The 3,145-nt window shown below is 53.9% G+C and carries 4 protein-coding genes; all 4 read left to right on the top strand.

Annotated features, from left to right (window positions below; genetic code table 11):
- Positions 1-620: iron hydrogenase (locus JRI46_12380; protein ID MBW2040361.1), on the top strand; the 620-nt coding region annotated here is incomplete at its 5' end.
- 5 nt (positions 621-625) lie between these two features.
- The gene (locus JRI46_12375; protein MBW2040360.1) at positions 626-2,185 is read left to right on the top strand and encodes a nickel-dependent hydrogenase large subunit; all 1,560 of its coding nucleotides are present in this window, start codon (positions 626-628) and stop codon (positions 2,183-2,185) included.
- Between the two features lie 16 nt (positions 2,186-2,201).
- The gene (locus JRI46_12370) at positions 2,202-2,873 is read left to right on the top strand and encodes a methylenetetrahydrofolate reductase C-terminal domain-containing protein (GenBank protein MBW2040359.1); all 672 of its coding nucleotides are present in this window, start codon (positions 2,202-2,204) and stop codon (positions 2,871-2,873) included.
- A 23-nt stretch (positions 2,874-2,896) separates the two neighbouring features.
- On the top strand, positions 2,897-3,145 hold a 249-nt coding region (locus JRI46_12365), incomplete at its 3' end, for a methylenetetrahydrofolate reductase (GenBank protein MBW2040358.1).

Genomic DNA, 3,145 nt, shown 5'->3' with positions numbered 1-3,145 from the left:
TATTTTGTTGCGTGGGGGAAAGGGGAGGAAGGCCTATCCCCTTCCGCCAATGGGTGGAAGACCTTGGCAAAAAGGCCATGGTTGTGATCGCCCTTGGGACCTGTGCGACCTTCGGCGGGATACCCTCCGGGAGGCCGAAGCCCACCGGGGCCAAGGGGGTGATGGATATCTTCAAAGAGGAGGGGATAAAGACCCCCCTTATCAACGTCCCTGGCTGTCCCCCTCACCCAGATTGGTTCGTCGGCACAGTGGCGAAGCTCCTCATAGCCGGTCTGCCCAAACCCGAGGAGCTCGATGACTGGCTCCGCCCCAAGGATTTCTATGGGACCCTCATCCATGAGAATTGTCCGAGGAGGGCATATTTCGACGAGGGGAAGTTCGCGAAAAAGTTCGGGGAGCCAGGGTGTCTGTATGAGCTCGGGTGTAAGGGTTCCATCACCTATGCGGATTGCCCCATAAGGCAATGGAACAATGGGGTCAACTGGTGCATCAACGCCGGTATGGGGTGTCAGGGATGCACCCAGCCTGAATTTCCCGATTTCTTGGGGTCTTTTTACGAGAAACTTACCGATGTAGATCTGCCCAAGATCGGTGAATATTGGAAAAAACGGGAGGGGTAAGAGAGATGGGGAAGATAGTTATAGATCCTATAACGCGGATTGAAGGACACTTAAAAGTAGAAGCAGTAGTTGATGGTGGTGAGGTGAAAGAGGCGAAGAGTTCAGCTATGCTCTTTCGGGGCTTCGAGAAGATACTGGAGGGCAGAGATCCGCGAGATGCCCAGATCATCACCCAGAGGATCTGCGGGGTCTGCAATCACTGCCACACCACGGCGGCAGCCCTGGGTTTGGATAGCGCCTTTGGGATCGCGGATAAGATACCCGACAACGCCCGCATCATGCGGAACTTGACCATGGGATTCCATCAAGTCCAGGACCATATCCTACATTTTTATCACTTGGCCGCCCTCGACTATGTAGATGTCACAAAGGTGGCGGCCTATGAAGGGAAAGACCGCACCTTGAACTCCATAAAGGCCTTTATATCCCGGGGGGAACTCTCTCCATTTGTCCCCCGCTACGAGGGGGATTATCGATTTCCCCCAGAGGTTGATCAGGAGCTTGTAGCCCACTATGTCCAGGCCTTGGAGATGAGGCGTAAGGGGCATGAGGCGGTGGCGATCTTGGGGGGGAAGCTCCCCCATGCTTGTGCGGTGACACCCGGCGGTGTCACAGAGGTTCCCACCGTGGACAAGATCGCTACACTCCTCTGGAGGGGTAAGGAGATCCTGGAATTTGTGGAGGATATCTACGTCCCCGATGTGATAAAAGTTGCGGAGATCTATGGCGATTACTTCGAGATCGGCAGGGGTTGCGGGAAGTTCCTCTCGTATGGGATATTTGACCTCGATGGGAAGGACCCCGATTATACCAAAAGGGCGAGGCTCTTTAAACAAGGAAGTACCTCAATGGATCTGCAACATCAACCCCTTGATCTCGACCAGATCAACGAGTGGGTCAAGCACTCCTGGTACGAAGAAGATACCTCAGGAGGTCATCCCTACAGTGAAGACACAAAACCAATGCCCAACAAAAAAGGGGGCTATTCTTGGGTGAAGGCCCCGAGGTACAAGGGAGGGGTCCACGAGGTCGGCCCTCTGGCCAGGATCGCTGTGGGCTATGCAGCGGGTGATCCGGCGGCAAAGGAAATGGTAGAGACCCTTTTGGGCCATTTTAGGGCATCGCCGAATGTGTTGTTCTCTGTCCTTGGAAGGCATGCGGCCCGGGCCCTCTGCACCCTCCATATAGCGAAGAACTTGGAAGGATGGATTCTTGAATTAAAGCCCGGTGAACCGGTCTTTGTGGACTACACCATTCCTGAGGAGAGCGCTGGCGTGGGGATCGTAGATGCGGCAAGAGGCGCCTTGGGACACTGGGTGGTTATTAAGAATAAGAAGATCGCCAAATATCAATGCGTCGTTCCCACTACTTGGAATGCCTCCCCCATGGACGACATGGGCAATCACGGTCCCATTGAGCAGGCCTTGATAGGAACAAAGGTGAAGGATGAAGAGAACCCCTTTGAGATCGTCCGCATTGTGAGATCTTTTGACCCATGTATCGCCTGTGCTGTTCATCTGTTGAACCATAAGGGACGGGAGTTGAGGAGGTATGTGGTAGCCTAAGACGAGGAGGGTGGCGATGTTAAGATCAGAACAAAAGCCTTTTGAGGAAATATTAGGATACCTTGAGGGTGAAGACAAGGTCTTCATCTTGGGATGCGATGGTTGTGCCCAATCAAGCCAGACCGGAGGACTACCCCAGGTATTGGCGATGAAGCAGTTGTTGGAGGGGGATGGCAAGAAGGTAACAGGCTATAGTGTGATCGATTTCCTCTGCCAGAAGGCCTTGGTTGCTTCAAGGCTTCGTCCCCTGGAGGAGCAAGTAATGGAGGCGGATTCTTTGTTGGTCTTGACCTGTGGGGTTGGGGTCCAGTCAGTGGCTGCCATGGTAAAGAAACCAGTACATCCCGGCTGTAATACCATCTCCCTTGGGGGCTTCCGGGGTGAATGGCAGGGGTCAGAGCGGTGTCTGGAGTGTGGCGATTGCCTCCTCCATTACACGGGTGGGATCTGTCCCCTGGCGGTCTGTTCGAAAGGTTTGAGAAACGGCGCCTGCGGTGGGGCCTCCAATGGGAAGTGTGAGGTCAGCCCGGAGAAGCCCTGTGGCTGGGAGCTGATTTACGCACGACTGAAGGAGATCGGGAGGCTGGATCAGCTGAAACAGTTCATTCCGCCCAAAAGCTGGAACAAGATGAGACCCAGACCGGAGATCCTTTCTACATCCCTTTGGGCCCTTGAGCAGAGGGATTAATCAAGAGAGGAGGGCAAAGGATAATGGCTCTGAAAGATGCATTGGATGGCGGGAAGTTCGCCGTTACTACAGAAGTTGGTCCCTTAAAGGGAACTGATACCACGGAGATCTTTGAGGTGGCGGAACTCCTCAATGGGAAGGTAGACGGCGTGAATGTCACCGATCAGCAAAGTGCCGTGATGAGGCTTGGTTCACTGGCAACCTGCGCTCTGCTTGTAAAAAAAGGTTTGGATCCCATTTTTCAGATGACCTGCCGCGATAGGAACAGGATC

The organism is Deltaproteobacteria bacterium, assembly GCA_019308925.1.
Classification (GTDB): domain Bacteria; phylum Desulfobacterota; class B13-G15; order B13-G15; family RBG-16-54-18; genus JAFDHG01.
Note: the sequence above shows the minus strand (reverse complement) of the source record. Positions and strands in the feature narration are given on the sequence as shown.